This is a genomic window from Micromonospora sp. CPCC 205546 (assembly GCF_036902715.1).
In the GTDB taxonomy this organism is placed as follows: domain Bacteria; phylum Actinomycetota; class Actinomycetes; order Mycobacteriales; family Micromonosporaceae; genus Micromonospora.
On sequence record NZ_JBAKHL010000030.1, the window covers coordinates 1 to 14853 of the forward strand.

Here is a 14853-nt window from a genome sequence, read left to right on the forward strand (position 1 = left end):
CGGTGGGGCCGCGGCTGGCCACGCGGTCGCGGCACGCACCGGGCGGCCCGGCACCGGGCCAGCGGCGGGACGCACCGGCGCCCGGGTCGCGGGCCCGGGGAACTCCGCCCGGACCGCCGCTGCCAACGCCGCCCGACGCTGCCGGGCCGCGCCCAGCCGGTCGGCGAGCCGCTGGTACGCCGACCGTGCCCGCTCGACCTCGCCGACGAGCGCGACGATCTCCCGGTCGAGCCGGATCACCTCGGCGGCGGCCGGGTACGGCGGACGACCGCAGCCGGAGCAGCCGGTGCCGAGGTCGGCCGGTGCGCCGCAGGCGGGACAGGGATAGCCGGTGTTCTGCACCCGGCCATCATGGTGGCCGGGAGATCACCTGGCCAGAGTGCGGGTACTCAGGGTCGGCTGTGCTCGTGCACCCACGTGGCGTAGGCGGGGTCGCCGCTGTCCACCCGGGTGACCAGGATCTCCGGCACCTCGTACGGGTGGCTGGCGCGGATCTGCTCCACCAGCGCGGCGGCCCGGTCCGGCGCGGTCTTGAACTGCACCGACCATTCGGTGCTGGTCTCCACCCCGGAACGCCACCAGTAGGTGCTGTCCACCTGGCCGCCCACCTGAGCACAGGCGGCGAGCCGACCGGCGACGGCTGCGGCCGCCATCACATCAGCGACCGAGCGGGCGTCCACCACCGTCGTCACCACGCAGATCTGGTCCACCAGCGCACCCTACGCGGCGTCGTCCCGATTGGCGGCGATCCACTCGTCGATCCGACCCCACCAGTCGAAAAGCCAGTCGATCCGCTCCTGGCGGCCGGCCGGCACCTCCTCCGGCGGCACCGACCAGAAACGCATGATGATCCGCTTGTCCATCGGCAGTTCCCGCCACACGTCGGCGACGGTGAGCATCCGGTCCAGGCCGGTGTGCGCCACGAAGATCACCCCGGCGTCGGGCGCCGCCTCCAGGGCCGCGAGCAACCCGCCCGGCTGCGGGGCGAGCACGTGCCGCAGCCGCTCCGCGCGCCGCGCCATCCGCTCCAGGCCCAGGTCGCGCAGCTTCTCGATGGCCCGCAGCCGGCGGCCGGGGGTGAAGTTGCCGCCCTCGGGGAAGATCACGAACGCGTCGTCGTCGTCCAGGCCGTGGGCCAGGTGCCCGACCTGCTCGGCCACCGACCCGCGGCCCTCCGGTCCCGCCGCGAGGAAGCGGTTCGGCAGCCGGTTGAGCAGCACGTCGACCGCCGGATCCCACTGGAGGCTGTCCTTGAGCACGATCCGCGGCTCCCGGTTGAACCAGTTGACCAGGGCGTGGATCAGGATGAACGAGTCGCCGGGACCGGCGTGTCGGCAGAGCACGAGCTCCGGCCGGCCGGGCAGCGCGGTGTCGGGGTCGCTGCCCGCCACGTCGATGTTCAGGTGCAGCGCCCAGCGGGCGTGCCAGAAGAGGGCCCGCAGGAACCAGCCGGCGAGCACGTAGTGCGCCCGTTGGAAGCCGGGCGAGCGGACCCGCCAGCCGAATCCGGAAGCGACCCAGAGCGCGAAGAGCGCGAGCAGAGCCGTCGCGTCCCAGACCAGGTAGACGCAGCCGAGCCAGAGCAGGCGCAGCGGCCGCAGCCGGCCCGGGACCAGCGGCGACACGGCCGCCGCGAGCAGCGCCCAGATCGGCAGGGTCGTCACCACCAGGAAGGCGAGCAGCACCACGCCGGGGGCCAGGAGCAGTCGGCGTGCCCACCGCGGCGGCAGGGGCATCAGCGCTCCACCTGCGTCGCCAGGTAGCGCCGGGACGCCGTGTAGGCGCGGCTGATCCGCCGCCCCACCGCCGCCATGTCCCGGTACGCCCACGGCGTGTCGTCGCGCGGCTCCAGCCCGCCGGTGGGCAGCACGTGCACCTCCACGCCGTCGGGCAGGGCCGCCATCTCCCGGGCGAACCGGTGCCGCCGGGCGATCTCGAACGCGACCTGGGCGATCTCCCAGGGCCGCCGCGGCGGGCTCAGCTCCCGCTCGATCCGGCCCACCTGGAGTACGAAGATCCGCCTCGCGCCCACCGCGACCGCCTCGCCGATCGGGATGGAGTTCACGATCCCGCCGTCGATGTAGTGCTGGTCGTCGATCCTGGCGGGCGGCAGCAGCCCCGGCACCGAGGCGGAGGCGAGCACGGCCGGCACCAGCGGTCCACTGTCGAACCAGTGCTCGGCGGCCCGCTCGATGTTGGCCGCGCAGCAGCGGAAGGGCACCTGGAGATCGGCGAAGGTGGTCTCCGCCCCCAGCTCCGCCTCCAGCAGCTTGCGCAGGGGGCGCGGCGAGTGCAGGTGGGTACGGGCGGCGAACCGGCGCAGCTGGCGGGCCACGGAGTCGCCGTACACCTCGCTCGCCTCCGGTGAGGCCCAGAGCCGGACCAGCCGGTCGGTGACCGCCTCCGACGGCTCGGCGGCGACCAGCGCGCCGTTGACCGCTCCGATCGAGGTGCCCAGCACCACGTCGGGCCGGATGTCGGCCCGGAACAGCGCCCTCAGCATGCCCACCTCGACCGCGCCGAGGACTCCCCCGCCCCCGAGCACGAACGCCACCGGTCCCCGCGACATGGCTTCATCCTGGCACGGGCGGGAAAGGGGCCGGCCGGTGCCGGCGCCGGGGCGGTCGCGTGGGCGCCGGCGCGCGGCGGCTGCCGGTACGGGCCGTCCCCGGGCGCGCGGCCGACCGGCGACTCCCGGTCACGCACGGAAGCCGGCCGTTGACAGGCCCGACACATTCGCGCAACCTGATAGCGCTCCCACAGCGAGGCAGGTGCGTTCCGTGAAGCCAGCACTGCACCCCGGCCGGTTGCTGGCCCGCCGGTACCGGCTCGTCGACCAGATCGGGGCCGGCGGCATGTCCGTCATCTGGCGGGCGCGGGACGAGGTGCTCGACCGGGTCGTGGCCCTGAAGGTGCTCGCGCCGTCGCTCGCCGCCGACGCCCGCTTCCGCGACATGGTGCGCGAGGAGGCCCGCGCCGCCGCCCAGCTCGTCCACCCGCACGTCACCTCGGTGCACGACTACGGCGAGACCGTCGCGCCCGACGGTTCCATCACCTCGTTCGTGGTGATGGAACTGCTGACCGGCGAGGAGCTGGAGGTCCGGCTCACCGAGGGGCCACTGCCGTGGGCCGAGGCGGTCGAGGTCGGCGCGCAGGTGGCGGACGCGCTCGCCGCCGCCCACCGGCTCGGCATCGTGCACCGCGACATCACCCCGGCCAACGTGATGATGACCCGCACCGGGGTGAAGGTGCTCGACTTCGGCATCGCCACCCGGATCGGCGCGCCGGACGACGACGAGGACGGGGGCACCTTCGGCACGCCCGCGTACGTGGCGCCGGAGCGGCTCGACGGGGCGCCGGCGCAGCCGGCCACCGACGTGTACTCCCTCGGCGTGCTGCTCTACGAGGCCCTGACCGGCCGGGTGCCGTACCCGGCGGACACCTGGGAGCAGCTCAGCGAGGCACTCGCCGGGGACCACCCGCCCCCGCTGGACATGTCGGGCCTGCCGCCGGAGGTGGCCCGTACCTGCCTGCGCTGCCTGGCACGGGACCCGCTGGAGCGGCCCACCGCCCGTCAGGTCGCCACGGTGCTGCGCGACCAACTGCTCCCCGCCGACCCGCAGGCCGCGACCATGCTCGCGCCGACGGTCACCCTCCCGACGCTGCCCGCCCCGACGCCGGCGGCCGGTCCCGAACTGCCGGCGGCGGCCGGTGCCGAACTGCCGCCGACGGCTGGTCCCGAACTGCCGGCGGCGGGACCGTCAGGACCGGTCGAGCCGGCTGGCGGGGCCGAGTCGCGCGGTTCCCGCCTCGCCCGGCGGCGGCGTCGACGCCGCCTGCCGCGGCCGGTGCTGATCGTGCCGGTCGTGCTGATCGTGGGAGTGGCCCTCGCCGTGCCCGCGATCCGGCAGGAGGAGACGAGCCCGCCCCGGTCGCTGCCCACCACGGGCCCGGCCGATCCGCCGGCCTCCCCCACCCCGACGACCGACACCCCGCCGCCGGCGGCCACCTCGCCGCCACCGACGTCCGCCGCGCCGGTGGCGCCCCGACCTGGCAGGACGACCCCGGCCGGCGGCAACCTCATCGAGGCCGCCAACCGGGTCGACGGGCTGATCGGCGCCGGCCTCGACGACGGCGGGATCCGTCCCGACGTCGGCCTCGACTTCCGCAACGAGCTGCGCAACCTGACCGACGCGGCCCGCGCCCGCTCCGGTGACCTGGGCGCGCGGATCGCCCGGCTCCGCGAGAAGGTCGCCGTCCGCCGTGGCGAGGGCGCCGTCACCGACGCGTACGCCCGGCGGCTGGACAGCGCGATCAGCGCGCTCGAAGCCGCGCGGCTGTGACGGGCGGTCAGCGCGCCCGGGCCCGGACCGGCTCGCGGGCCGCCACGGTCGGGGCCGCCTCGGCGATGAAGCGGCGGTACACGTCCTCGTAGCCGGCGGCCATCCGCTCGGTGGAGAAGTTCTCGGCGACGTGCGCCACGCAGGCCGCCGGGTCGAGGTCCGCTGCCGCACGCAACGCGCCCGGCAGGTCGTCCACGTGCTCGCAGATCAGACCGGTCCCTCCGGGCCGGACGAGTTCCGGCACCGCCCCCCGGTCCAGCGCCACCACCGGCGTGCCGGTCGCCATCGCCTCCACCATCACCATGCCGAACGGTTCGTCCCATTGGATCGGCATGATCAGGCACCGTGCCTCGACCAGCAGTCGCAGCGCCTCGGCCCGGTCGGCGTCGAGCACCACCCGGACGTCCCCGCCGAGCAGGGGCCGGACCACCTGGTCGAAGTAGCGGCGCTCGGCCGGCTCGTTGCACTTGCCCGCCAGCACCAGCGGCAGGCCGGCCGCCCGGCACGCCCGGATGGCGAGGTCCGGGCCCTTGTCGGGGCTGAACCGGGCCAGCCACAGCACCGGCCCCCGGCCGGGCGCGGTCTTGTGCGGCACGCCCCGGACGTCCATCGCGTTGTGCACCGTACCGACCCAGGGCAGTGCCGGGTTGAGGCGGCGCTGGGCGTGCGAGATGGCCACCAGCCCGACCCCCCGGTCGGCCTCGCTCAGCACGTCGCCGTACTCCCCCACCGGGTTGCCGTGCACGGTGGCCACGGTGGGCACGGCGCGGTGCCCGGCGATCAGCGGGCCGATGGTGGTGTGGTCGTGGACGACGTCGAAGTCGCCCGCGTGGACCCGGTGGTTGACCCGGGCCAGGTGGGCCAGCTCGGGCAGCGCCTCGCCGAGCCGCTCGAACTGGAGTTCGGGCACCGTCGAGACGAACTCGGCCGGGGTCCCGTGCTCACGGCCGGCCCCGAAGACGGTGACCGCGTGACCCCGGTCGACCAGCGTCTCCACCAGACCGGTCACCACCTGTTCGAGCCCGCCGTAGCCGGGCGGCGGCACCGACAGCCACGGCGGCACCACCATGGCGATCCGCAACGGCCGCCTTGCCGGTCTGTCGGGCGACGGATGGTCGACGGCCACGGGTACCTCCCCCTCGGGTCACTGCTGTGGAACGCGGGCCGCCTCGCCCCGCGAGGCGATCTGCGCCGCGCGGGCGGGATCGGCGACGGTTTCCCGACGGCGACACCACTAAACGGGACGACCCGGGTGGTCATCCGCCCAGGAGGAGACGGTCCCGCACGGCCCGCACCCCCTCGGCCGACCAGGCCACCCGCTCCGCCTCGTCCCGTTCCCACCAGGAACGGACGACCCCGCGGAGCACGACGGTGTCCCCGTCCCACTCGACGGTGACCCGCTCGGTGCCGATGCCACGCCCCAGCGCCCGCTGCAGGTCGCAGCGGGTCCGCTCCGTGTCGGGACGGGTGACGGGCCGCACCTCGACCAGGTTGGTCACCCCGCGTACGCCCCGCAGCCGGCGCAGCTCCCGCTCGGCCGTACGCCGCTGCCAGCCGAACTCCACCTCGCCACGCAGCATCACCCAGCCGTTGGCCACGGTGACGTCCAGCCGCTCGGCGGGGACGAAGCTGTCCCACTCCAGCGCCCGGCTCGCCGCGATCGCGATCTCGGCGTCCGTACGCCCCGGCTCGCCGGGCAGGCGCACCTCGACGTCGTCGGCGACCGCCCGCACCCCCCGTACGCGCTGCGCGCAGCGCCGCGCCGCCCACCTGCGCGCGTAGCCGTCGACCCAGCCGGTCAGGGTCACGACTCCCCGCTCGACGGTCACGCCGACCTCGTTCGGCTGCGCCTGGGCGTCCCAGGACAGTTCGTCGAGCACGTCGCGCTGGATCCGCTCGTCCGTCCGGACGGCCGCTGCCGTGGTCATCGCACCCTCCGTAGGCCTCGCCGGTCCTGTCGACGGTGCCGGCGCGGCGGGTGACGGCGGTTCACCCACACCGGGTGAACCGCCGTCGGGAGAACCACCCGCCGGAAAGGAGAGCGGGGGGTGACGGAGCCAACCCCCTTGGCCCCGTCACCCGCCGCCGGAGGGAGGAGGAATGTCTTCGGTTACCGGTTACGACGTCTCGGCGAGCGTCACGGTTGCCCTGGCCTCGGTGCCGTTGCGCTTGTAGGCCACCTCGACCCGGTCGCCGACCTTGCCGGCCTGCACCGCGCCGACCAGGTCGTCCGAGTCGTTGACCGCCTTGTCGCCGAACCGGGTGATCACGTCGCCGCGCTGGAGCCCGGCCTTCTCGGCGGCGCTGCCCGGGGTGACGGCGGCGACCAGGGCGCCCCCGCCCTCGGCGGCGGTCACGCTGACCCCGAGCGACGGGTGGCTGACCTTCTCGCCCCGCTGGAGCTTGCCGGCGACGTCCTTGGCCTTGTTGCTGGGGATCGCGAAGCCGACGCCGATGTTGCCGGTGCTGCCCTGCCCGGCGGTGGCGATCGCGGTGTTGATGCCGATCACCTCGCCCCGGGTGTTGACCAGGGCGCCGCCGGAGTTGCCCGGGTTGATCGGCGCGTCGGTCTGGAGCAGGCCGGCGATCGAGGAGGCGCCCTGGTTGGGCTCCTGCCGCTGCCCGCCGCTGCCCGCCTGGATGGTGCGGTCCCGGGCGCTGAGGATGCCGGCGGTGACCGAGCCCTGCAGACCCAGCGGGCTGCCGAGGGCGAGCACCTGGTCACCGACCTGCATCGCGTCGCTGTCGCCGAACGTGGCGGCCTTCAGGCCGCTGACGCCGTTGGCCTTCACCACCGCCAGGTCGGTCTTCGGGTCGGTGCCGACGATCCGCGCCTGGGCGGTCTTGCCGTCGGCGAAGGTCACCACGACGCTGTCGCCGCTGCCGGAGGAGACCACGTGGTTGTTGGTGAGCACGAAGCCGTCGGCGGTCAGGATCACGCCGGAGCCCTCGCCGTTGTCCGTCGCGATCGAGACGACGCTGGGCTGCACGGAGGCGGCGATGCGGGGCAGGTCGGCGCCGTTGATGATCGGCGCGGCCGAGTAGTTGCGGGTGATGCCGGTGTCGCCGTCGACGGCGAGCGCGAGCGCCCCACCGGCGACACCCGAGCCGAGCATCAGCGCGAACACCGCGACGCCGGCGCCGGCGAACTTGGCGATCCGGCCGGGTCGGGGACCGGACTGCGCGGGCGCCCACGGCGGCACGGGCTGGCCGGGGTGGTGCGGCTGGTGGCCGTACGGCTGTCCCGGCTGTCCCCCGCCGTTCCAGCCGGACTGCTGGCCGTACCAGGGCGCGCCGGGCTGCCCGACGGCCTGCACGTGGCCGGGCTGCGGGTGACCTGGCTGCCCGGCGGCCTGCGGATAGCCGGACTGACCGGCGGCCTGCGAGTAGCCGGACTGACCGGCGGCGTGCGGATGGGACGGCTGGGGCTGGCCGGGCACCGGGTACTGCGGAACGGCCGGGGCGGGCGCGAAGGGGCCGGGCGGGGTGGGTCGGTCGACCGGACCGGCGCCCTCGGGGGCGCGGGCCGGCTCAGCGACACGCGGGCCACCGTCGCCGGCGGGCGGGCCGTCGACGGCCGGGCCCGACTCAGCGGTACGCGACGCCTCGCCGCCCACCGGGGCGGCGCCACCGGCGGCCGGGGCGGAGTCGCCGCCGGGCACAGGGACGAAACCGACGGTCTTGGTGGAGTCGCCGTCGGGGGCCGTGCTGAAGCCGACGGTCGGGGCGGAGTCACCGGCGGGGGTGGAGTCGGACTGCGCGCGCCCGGCGCGCGGCAGCTCGGCGGTGGGGAGCGACGGCTCGGCGTCGGGGTGGGCCGGCCGGCGCTGCGGGTCGGACTCGTGCTCGGTCATGCGTCCACCTTTACGCGCGGCACTGCGATCCGCCTGGAACGCACCTGAATGTTGGCTGAAAGTCACTCGCCATCGCCCTCGGTGTCCGGCACGAGCGGGAGTCGGACCCGGAAGGTCGCTCCCCCACCGGGGGTCTCGGCCACCTCGACGGTGCCGTGGTGGGCACGCACCAGCGCCGCGACGATGGCCAGGCCGAGCCCGGTGCCGGTGTTGCCGCCGGCCCGCCGGGTACGCGCCGCGTCCACCCGGTAGAAGCGCTCGAAGACCCGCTCCGCCTGCTCGGGGGTGAGCCCGGGGCCGGTGTCCGCCACCTCCGCCACGGCCAGGTTCCCGGGCTCGGCCCGCAGCCGCAGGGTCACCGAGGCCTCCGGCGGGGTGTGCGTGAGCGCGTTGGTCATCAGGTTGCCGATGACCTGGCGCAGCCGGGCGTCGTCGCCGTAGACCACCAGCGGGCCGGAGCCGGGCGCGACCTCCAGCTCGACCCGGCGCTCCGGCGCCACGGCCCGGGCGGCCTCGACCGCCTCGCTGGCCAGCACGGGCAGCTCCACCGGGGCGAGCGACAGCGGTCGCTCCCGGTCCAGCCGGGCCAGCAGCAGCAGGTCCTCCACCAGCAGCCCCATCCGGGCCGCCTCCTGCTCGATGCGGCGCAGCAGGTCGGCCGTCTGCTCCGGCGCGCTCGCCGCGCCCTGGCGGTAGAGCTCGGCGAAGCCCCGGATGGTGGTCAGCGGGGTCCGCAGCTCGTGCGAGGCGTCCGCCACGAACTGCCGCATCCGCTCCTCGGAGCGGCGGGCCCGCGCCTCGGAGGCCCGCGCCGCGCCGGCCGCGTCCCGGGCGGCGGCCTCGGCGTACCGGGCTGCGGTCTCCGAGGCGGCCCGCGCGGTGAAGGCGACCTCGATCTGCGTCAGCATCGCGTTCAGCGCCCGGGAGAGCCGGCCCAACTCCGAGGTCGGCACGGGTTGCCCCTGCTCCGGATCGGGCACCCGCCGGGTGAGGTCGCCCCCGGCGATGGCGGCGGCCGTACGCTCTATCTCCACCAGCGGTTTCAGGCTGGTCCGGACGATCGCCGCGCCGATGGAGGCGAGCAGGACCAGCACCGCCGTACCGGCGAGCACGTCGATCCAGACCAGGCGTTTGACCGCCAGGTCCACGTCGGTGAGGTGGTGTCCCACCGCGGCCATCTGCCCGTTCGGCAGCTCGGTGTAGAGCATCCGCCAGCGGCTGTGACCGTCGCGGGCACGGACGGTGAAGGGATCGCCGACCAGGTCCGCGAAGCCCTGCTCGGTGGTCGGCCACGACGGCAGATCGTCGGGGCGCAGGTTCGGGTTGAAGTAGTCGACCCGGGGCACACCGTCCACGACCGCCAGCACGACGAACTCGCTGGGCATACCGAACTCGATCTGCCGGCCCTGCATGAGCAGGTCGACCGCCCGGGACAACGTGCCCTTGGCGAGCCGCAGGTCGTCGTCGACCTGGCCTTCGAGGTAGCTGCGGAGGAAGAAGGTGGTCGACACGCTGATCACCACCAGCGCTCCGGTGACCAGGGCGAGGACGGACGCGACCAGTTTGACCCGGAGCGGGACTCCGCGCAGCTGTGCCTTCCCCTGGTCGAGCGGGTTCACGCCGCCGGCTTGCGCAGGACGTAGCCGACCCCGCGCAGCGTGTGGATCAGCCGGGGCTGGGTGTTGTCGACCTTGCGACGCAGGTAGGAGATGTAGGACTCGACGATGTTGTCGTCGCCCCGGAAGTCGTAGTTCCAGACGTGGTCGAGGATCTGCGCCTTGGACAGCACCCGGTTGGCGTTCAGCATCAGGTAGCGCAGCAGCTTGAACTCGGTCGGCGAGAGCTGCACCCGCTGCCCGGCCCGGTGCACCTCGTGGGTCTCCTCGTCCAGCTCCAGGTCGGCGAAGGTGAGCCGGGAGGGGGTCTGCTCGCCGCTGCTGGTGCGCCGCAGCACCGCCCGGATCCGGGCGGTCAGCTCCTCCAGGCTGAACGGCTTGGTGACGTAGTCGTCGCCGCCCAGGGTCAGCCCGCGGATCTTGTCGTCGGTCGCGTCGCGGGCGGTGAGGAAGACCACCGGCGTACGGGTGCCGCCCTCGCGCAGCATCCGGATGACCTCGAAGCCGTCCAGGTCGGGGAGCATCACGTCGAGCACCACCAGGTCGGGGCGGTGGTCCTTGGCGGCGTTGAGGGCGGCGCTGCCGCTCGTCGCGGTGGCCACGTCGAAGCCCGCGAAGCGCAGGCTCGCGGAGAGCAGTTCGAGGATGTTGGGATCGTCCTCGACGACGAGCAGTCGCGCCTCGGTCTGGGTAGCGGCCATGCCGCCCATCATCCGCGCTCTCGCTGCGTCCGCGCTGGACAGTCGCTGGAAAGAACCTGTGAGGCGGGCGACGCGCTCAGCGCAGCAGCCGACGCAGCCCGTCCAGCGCGCCGTCGAGCAACCGGACGGCCGTACGTAGCTGCGAGTCGCTCGGCCGACGGGCGCGGACCAGGGCGCCCACCTCGACGGCGAAGGCGGCCAGCCGCTGGTCGAACTCGTCGAGCGGCGTCGACCCGGGCCCGGGCGCCGGCGACGGACCGGCGGGGGGTGCGGGTGAGGGGCCAGGCGAGGGAGCGGGCGTCGGGCCGGAACCGGGGGGCGCCCAGCGGGTACGCCGGGTCTGCCGGGCCGCCTCGCGCAGCTCCCGCTTCAGGTCGCGGACGGAGCCGCGCACCTCGTTGCGGATCTCCCCGGCCAGGGCGGACAGGTCCTGCACCGAGGCGGCGATGTCGGACTCCAGCGCCGCCAGCTCGCCGGCCCGCTGCCGCAGCTCGGCCCGGCCGGCCTCGGTGATCTCGTAGACCTTGCGGCCGCCGACGGCGGTGTGGGTGACCAGCCCGTCGGCCTCCAGCCGCTGCAACCGGGGATAGATGGTGCCGGCGCTGGGCGCGTAGAGGCCGAGGAAGCGCTCCTCCAGCAGGCGGATCAGCTCGTAGCCGTGCTTCGGGCCGTCGTCGAGGAGTTTGAGCAGGTAGAGCCGGAGCCGCCCGTGACTGAACACGGCGGTCACGGCAACTCCTCCTCGTCGTGGCCCACCGGCCGGGCGAGCAGCGCGATGCTGCCCGAGGTGGCGGACGCGGAGAGCTTACCCTCACCCGTGCCGAGCACGCCCTCGCTGTCGCCTCCGGCTCCCGGCCCGGCGCCGCCCCGCACCTGCGGGAAGGCGCTGGTGATCCGGCCCGACGTGGTGTGCAGGCGGACGGCCAGGTCGCTGTCCTCGCGGACCCGGACGGTGACGCCGCCGGAGATCGTGCTGAGCCGGATGTCGCTGCGCCGGGGATTGTCCAGGTCGCAGGTGATGGCCCCGGAGGCCGTGTGGGCCCGGACCCGGCCCGCCGCGCTGTCGGCGAGGGTCACCTCGCCCGAGACCGTCTCCAGGTCGAGGTCGCCGGCCACGCCCAGTGCCTCGACCGGACCCGCGGTGATCTTCGCCGACGTCCGGCCGCGCAGCCCCATCAAGGTGATCTGGCCGGCGGTCACCTCCACCCGGGTCTCGCCGCGCAGGCCCGACGCGACCAGCGTGCCCTGCACCAGCTCCAGGTCGGCGAGCACGCCGGCGGGGACCGCGACGGAGACGTCGACCCTGGGCAGTCGGGACAGCGGCCCCATCCAGAAGACGAAGTCCGAGAGCCGCCAGCGTCGCTGCTGGCGTACGGAGAGCCGGCCGTCGCGGTGCTGCACCACGACCGGCCGGCGCCCGACCCTGGTGACGTCGACCCGGGGCGGGCCGTCGGTGGCCACCACGTTGAGCCGGCCGCTGAGCAGGTGGACGTCGAGTCGGGCGACCGTCCCGTCCAGGGTGATCCGCTGCGGGGCGTGCACGGTCCAGTCGGCCATCGGGTCCTCCCTCCGCGACGCACCGCGTCGTCGGCGCGCCGAATGACAGGACACTAACGCGATACATCGCGACACGACAAGCGCGGACGTGACAACCTCACGGCACCGGTTCCACGAGCGGCCGGCGGTACGGTCCCCAGGCCACGAAGCGGTCGAACATGGCCCGAGGGCTGGGACCACCGCGCGGGTCGAGGTGGTAGAGGTCGCGCATCGCCTCGTACATCAGGCCCGCCAGGTAGATCGACAGGCTGTGCTGCGCGCCCTCGTACTCGGCCTTGAGCAAGAGTCGCGCGGTCGCGCAGGGCCATGGCTGACCGCACGAGCGACAACCCCAGTGCGGTCGCAGCGGCGTGTGCGGCGGCCGGCCCTCGATGCGGTGGCGGGGCCGCCCGGGGCGCGGTCCGGGGCCGGGCTGCGGGAGCCGGGTGGAGAGCAGGGGCCTCACCAGCGCCCCCCGTTCCACCGGCGCGCCCGCCCGGCGGCGGCCAGATCGGCCGCGCCGTACCACAGGATCTCGGTCGCGTCGTTCGCCCTCGGCCCGGCCGGAGGCGGCACGAAGGGCCCGATCGGGCCGGGGATGTACGGAGCAGGCCTGCTCGGGCGGGGCGGCGGGGGCGGTGCCGGAGCGGGCTTCGGCCGCCGGCTCCGGATCTCCCGCCGCTCCGCGCAGCCCGGGCACGCGCAGTGCCGTCCGCACCGACTCCGGTGCCAGCCTCCACGGTGACCCACTTCTCCCCCACCCCGCTGTCGAGGTGGGCCGCCCCGCCACGGGGGGAGCAGGGCGGCCCCGGCAGGACCCGCCCACGTCCTCGACGACGGCGAACGGGCCCGCGTGGTGACAGTCTGGTGAGGACACCACTACGGTCGACACATGCTCGCCGCATCCGCGCAGGTCAACGAGCCGACCGAGCGGACACGGGAGACACGCCGACGGGACCGAGCAGAATTTGGGGAATCGATGGGCACCGCCACCAACTACGTGCTGGGTGAGCTACGCACGTTCCGCGCTCAGCTCGGCCTGAGCCAGGACGACTTCGGCAGGACGATCGGCTACTCCGGGTCGCACGTCAGCTCGGTCGAGACGGGCGGTCGCCCGCCGACGCGGGAGTACATGAAGGCGATCGACGACCAGCACGACACGGGCGAGCGGTTCGGCCGGATGCTCCGTGAGCTGGCCCGGCTCGACGCCACGCCGGCCTGGCTGCGGGAGTGGATCGAGTTCGAGCGGGAGGCCACGACGCTGCGCTGGTTCGAGCTGGCGTACGTGCCGGGTCTGCTCCAGACCGAACGCTACGCCCGCGCCACGCTGGCCGGGGGCCGGTTCACCGCCGACGAGGTCGAGCGGATCGTGGCCTCCAGGATGGAGCGCCAGGCGATCCTCGGCAGGGATCGGCCGCCCCAGCTCATCGCCGTCGTCGACGAGGCCGTGCTGCGCCGGCCGGTGCTCGACCAGCCGGGGCTCATGGCCGAGCAGCTCGACCACCTGGTGGCCGCCGCGACGCAGGAGCACGTCCAGCTCCACGTCGTCCCGGCCGACGCCGGCATGTACCTCGGGATGACCGGCCAGTTCATCATCGCCGAACTGCCGGACGGCACCCGGGTGGCCTACGCCGACAACCAGCTCAGCGCGCAGATCGTCGACGCATCCATCGACATTGCTAGGCTGGCCAAGACGTGGGAGATCGTGCGGAACGAGGCCCTCCCCCGCCGGCAGTCGACCGTGCTGATCAAGGAGGTGGCGAAGTCATGGACGTGACGACCCCGCAGTGGCGGAAGTCGACGAGGTCCGGCGGCAACGGCGGAGCCTGCGTCGAGGTCGCCGACAACGTGCCGGGCGTCGTGCTGGTGCGCGACACCAAGGACCGCGAAGGCGGCACCCTCCACTTCGACTCGCGGGCGTGGCAGTCGTTCGTCGGCCTGGCCAAGCGGATCGGCCCGGTCGGCTGACCCGCTTCTCCCCCCGTCCTCACGCCGCATATCCGGCCGGCGCCCGCCCGACGGCGGCAGCGGGGGCGTGCACGACCGCCTCCGCCGCCCGGGCGAGCAGCCGCCGGTCGGCGTCCCGAGCGGGATGCAGGGCGGCGGAGACGCTCACCCGCACCTCCAGGCCCCGGGCGGCGAGCACCCGTCCCGCCGAGCGCAGCAGGTCGTCGTCCCCGACGAATGCGGCGGCCGTGGTCGGCACGCCGGTCGCGGCCCACCGGTAGCCGATCCGCAGCGGCACCACCGGCGCCCCGGCGTCGATCGCCGCCTGGAACAGCGCCGGACGGAACCCCCGGCCGGGGCGGCAGGCGACCGAATCGGCGGTGCCGCACCGGGTCGTACCCTCCGGAAAGACCGCCACCGGGCTGCCGGCGCGCAGCGCGACGGTGACCCGGGCGACCGTCGCGGGCAGGGCCCGGGGGCGGGCCCGGTCGACCAGGACGGTGCCGGCCGCCGCCGCGAGCAGCCCGACCAGCGGCCATGACCGGACCTCCCGCTTGGCCACCATCCGGGCCGGCGCGACGGCCAGCAGCGCGAGCACGTCCAGCCAGGAGGCGTGGTTGGCGACCAGCAGCGCCGCCCGCCGGGGCGGCCGGCCGCGCACCACGAGGCGCACGCCGAACGCGCGCAGCGTCCACCGGGCCCAACCGCGCAGGGCCGCCGCCCGGTCCCCGGCCGGCAGCGCCGGCAGCAGCACCGCCAGCGCCGTGCCCGCCGACAGCATCCCGAGGACGGCGAGGGTCCGGCCCGCCCGCCGCGCGGGCGACACGGCCGGCACCTCGCCGGCCGCCGGGAGGCA

16 protein-coding genes are annotated in these 14853 nt (G+C 74.9%); 3 read left to right on the top strand and 13 right to left on the bottom strand.

Going from position 1 to position 14853, the window contains the following annotated elements; translation table 11 throughout:
* From V6U77_RS16120 to V6U77_RS16135, 4 genes are all read right to left on the bottom strand, one after another.
* The coding region (locus V6U77_RS16120; protein ID WP_334607149.1) for a hypothetical protein at positions 1-342 on the bottom strand (342 nt) is incomplete at its 3' end.
* Between the two features lie 47 nt (positions 343-389).
* Positions 390-710: a divalent-cation tolerance protein CutA gene (cutA, locus tag V6U77_RS16125; protein WP_334607150.1), complete on the bottom strand. Its 321-nt coding sequence runs from the start codon at positions 708-710 to the stop codon at positions 390-392.
* Between the two features lie 9 nt (positions 711-719).
* On the bottom strand, positions 720-1736 hold the full coding sequence (locus V6U77_RS16130) for a 1-acyl-sn-glycerol-3-phosphate acyltransferase (protein ID WP_334607151.1): 1017 nt from the start codon (positions 1734-1736) through the stop codon (positions 720-722).
* A complete protein-coding gene (locus V6U77_RS16135; RefSeq protein WP_334607152.1) occupies positions 1736-2569 on the bottom strand; it encodes a patatin-like phospholipase family protein in 834 nt (277 codons plus the stop codon). Before V6U77_RS16135 ends, V6U77_RS16130 begins: the two co-directional genes overlap by 1 nt.
* Positions 2570-2780: 211 nt before the next feature.
* Here V6U77_RS16135 and V6U77_RS16140 point away from each other — a divergent pair, with 211 nt between their 5' ends.
* Positions 2781-4343, top strand: a complete 1563-nt coding sequence (locus V6U77_RS16140) for a serine/threonine-protein kinase (RefSeq protein ID WP_334607153.1) — start codon at positions 2781-2783, stop codon at positions 4341-4343.
* A gap of 7 nt (positions 4344-4350) precedes the next feature.
* Here V6U77_RS16140 and V6U77_RS16145 read toward each other — a convergent pair whose 3' ends face one another.
* From V6U77_RS16145 to V6U77_RS16180, 8 genes are all read right to left on the bottom strand, one after another.
* Positions 4351-5412: a glycosyltransferase family 4 protein gene (locus tag V6U77_RS16145; RefSeq protein ID WP_334607185.1), complete on the bottom strand. Its 1062-nt coding sequence runs from the start codon at positions 5410-5412 to the stop codon at positions 4351-4353.
* Between the two features lie 187 nt (positions 5413-5599).
* Entirely contained in the window at positions 5600-6271 is a 672-nt protein-coding gene (locus V6U77_RS16150; RefSeq protein WP_334607154.1) for a BON domain-containing protein, read from the bottom strand.
* Between the two features lie 189 nt (positions 6272-6460).
* Positions 6461-8197 (bottom strand): trypsin-like peptidase domain-containing protein, encoded by a 1737-nt coding sequence (locus tag V6U77_RS16155; RefSeq protein ID WP_334607155.1) that lies wholly within the window; start codon positions 8195-8197, stop codon positions 6461-6463.
* Between the two features lie 62 nt (positions 8198-8259).
* Entirely contained in the window at positions 8260-9816 is a 1557-nt protein-coding gene (locus V6U77_RS16160) for a HAMP domain-containing sensor histidine kinase (RefSeq protein ID WP_334607156.1), read from the bottom strand.
* Positions 9813-10514, bottom strand: coding sequence for a response regulator transcription factor (locus tag V6U77_RS16165; protein ID WP_151457730.1), 702 nt, complete (start codon positions 10512-10514; stop codon positions 9813-9815). The genes V6U77_RS16160 and V6U77_RS16165 overlap by 4 nt, the downstream gene beginning before the upstream one ends.
* Before the next feature lie 76 nt (positions 10515-10590).
* A complete protein-coding gene (locus tag V6U77_RS16170; protein WP_334607157.1) occupies positions 10591-11244 on the bottom strand; it encodes a PadR family transcriptional regulator in 654 nt (217 codons plus the stop codon).
* On the bottom strand, positions 11241-12071 hold the full coding sequence (locus V6U77_RS16175) for a DUF4097 family beta strand repeat-containing protein (protein ID WP_334607158.1): 831 nt from the start codon (positions 12069-12071) through the stop codon (positions 11241-11243). Before V6U77_RS16175 ends, V6U77_RS16170 begins: the two co-directional genes overlap by 4 nt.
* 97 nt (positions 12072-12168) lie before the next feature.
* Positions 12169-12507 (bottom strand): hypothetical protein, encoded by a 339-nt coding sequence (locus V6U77_RS16180; protein ID WP_334607186.1) that lies wholly within the window; start codon positions 12505-12507, stop codon positions 12169-12171.
* 522 nt (positions 12508-13029) lie between these two features.
* Here V6U77_RS16180 and V6U77_RS16185 point away from each other — a divergent pair.
* Together V6U77_RS16185 and V6U77_RS16190 are read left to right on the top strand one after the other, a co-directional pair.
* Positions 13030-13827, top strand: a complete 798-nt coding sequence (locus V6U77_RS16185) for a helix-turn-helix domain-containing protein (protein ID WP_334607187.1) — start codon at positions 13030-13032, stop codon at positions 13825-13827.
* On the top strand, positions 13818-14018 hold the full coding sequence (locus V6U77_RS16190; protein ID WP_334607159.1) for a DUF397 domain-containing protein: 201 nt from the start codon (positions 13818-13820) through the stop codon (positions 14016-14018). Before V6U77_RS16185 ends, V6U77_RS16190 begins: the two co-directional genes overlap by 10 nt.
* A 19-nt stretch (positions 14019-14037) precedes the next feature.
* Here the strand turns inward: V6U77_RS16190 and V6U77_RS16195 are convergent, their stop codons facing one another.
* Positions 14038-14823 carry a lysophospholipid acyltransferase family protein gene (locus V6U77_RS16195; protein WP_334607160.1) on the bottom strand — a complete coding sequence of 262 codons (786 nt, stop codon included), beginning with the start codon at positions 14821-14823 and terminating at the stop codon, positions 14038-14040.
* Between the last annotated feature and the right edge of the window lie 30 nt (positions 14824-14853).

Bases quoted from the DNA above. Each gene is read 5' to 3' on its own strand.
- V6U77_RS16130 (WP_334607151.1), bottom strand. From the start codon at position 1,736: ATGCCCCTGCCGCCGCGGTGGGCACGCCGACTGCTCCTGGCCCCCGGC.
- V6U77_RS16135 (WP_334607152.1), bottom strand. From the start codon at position 2,569: ATGTCGCGGGGACCGGTGGCGTTCGTGCTCGGGGGCGGGGGAGTCCTC.
- V6U77_RS16145 (WP_334607185.1), bottom strand. From the start codon at position 5,412: ATGGTGGTGCCGCCGTGGCTGTCGGTGCCGCCGCCCGGCTACGGCGGG.
- V6U77_RS16150 (WP_334607154.1), bottom strand. From the start codon at position 6,271: ATGACCACGGCAGCGGCCGTCCGGACGGACGAGCGGATCCAGCGCGAC.
- V6U77_RS16155 (WP_334607155.1), bottom strand. From the start codon at position 8,197: ATGACCGAGCACGAGTCCGACCCGCAGCGCCGGCCGGCCCACCCCGAC.
- V6U77_RS16165 (WP_151457730.1), bottom strand. From the start codon at position 10,514: ATGGCCGCTACCCAGACCGAGGCGCGACTGCTCGTCGTCGAGGACGAT.
- V6U77_RS16175 (WP_334607158.1), bottom strand. From the start codon at position 12,071: ATGGCCGACTGGACCGTGCACGCCCCGCAGCGGATCACCCTGGACGGG.
- V6U77_RS16185 (WP_334607187.1), top strand. From the start codon at position 13,030: ATGGGCACCGCCACCAACTACGTGCTGGGTGAGCTACGCACGTTCCGC.
- V6U77_RS16190 (WP_334607159.1), top strand. From the start codon at position 13,818: ATGGACGTGACGACCCCGCAGTGGCGGAAGTCGACGAGGTCCGGCGGC.